The 907-nt window shown below is 66.5% G+C and carries 1 protein-coding gene and 1 pseudogene; both read right to left on the bottom strand.

What is annotated here, in order from left to right:
* The coding region (gene argS / locus B3C64_RS02485) for an arginine--tRNA ligase (protein ID WP_291533495.1) at positions 1-629 on the bottom strand (629 nt) is incomplete at its 3' end.
* Between the two features lie 41 nt (positions 630-670).
* Positions 671-907, bottom strand: a pseudogene (locus B3C64_RS02480) (hypothetical protein); the annotation flags it as partial.

The following is a 907-nucleotide window of genomic DNA, read 5'->3' as shown; positions in this document are numbered from 1 at the left end:
TGGGCGATCTCATCGATGTACGCGCCCTTGTAGCCGTCGATCGGGGTTTCCTCGCCGTGCGCCGCGGCGACGAGGGACTTGGCGAAGCGGTTGATCTGCTCGCCGTGGTCGTTGAAGTAGTATTCGCGCACCACCTTGGCGCCGTTGGCCTCGAGCACGCGCGCCATGGAGTCGCCGACGGCCGCCCAGCGGGTGCCGCCGATGTGGATCGGTCCGGTCGGGTTGGCGGAGACGAATTCGAGGTTCAGCGTCTTGCCGGAAAGATGGTCGTTCCTGCCGTACTTCGCGCCCTCTGCGAGCACGGTGTCGACGACGGCCGCCGCGGAGGCGGAGTCGAGCACGATGTTGATGAAGCCGGGGCCCGCCACTTCCACGGACTTGATGCCGTCGGCGTCGCCCAGTTCGGCGGCGAACAGCTCGGCGAGGTCGCGCGGCTTCATGCCGGCCTTCTTGGCCAGCTGCATGGCCGCGTTGGACGCCCAATCGCCGTGGGCGCGGTCCTTCGGACGCATGACGGCGAATTTGGCCTGCGGGGGAATGAGATCGGTGGTGAGGGTGCCTGCCTTGCCTTCGTTCACGAGGCTGTTGGCGATGTTGAAAATTAGTTCACTAAGCGCTTCTGGACTCATTCCTCCAAGTCTACCGTGCGCGCCGACAGAATTCGCGCCGCCTACCGGCCGCGCTCCGCCTTACGCTTGCCGGGACCGGCGTCGCGCGGACCATGGTCTTCGCCGCCATGCCCGGCACCGCCGCAGCCGTCGCCTTGGCCGGCACCATGCCGTTTGCGCCAGGCCGCGGAGGCGTAGTAGCCCGCGTAGCACAGCGCCATGAACGGAATCATGTACAGCAATGTGGAGCGTTGCGCGGGATCGCAGATCACCAGAACCAGCGCGCCGACGCACATCAC

Origin of the sequence: Bifidobacterium sp. UBA6881 (assembly GCA_002451435.1) — a bacterium.
GTDB lineage: Bacteria > Actinomycetota > Actinomycetes > Actinomycetales > Bifidobacteriaceae > Bifidobacterium.
This window is presented reverse-complemented; position numbering and strand designations above follow the sequence as displayed.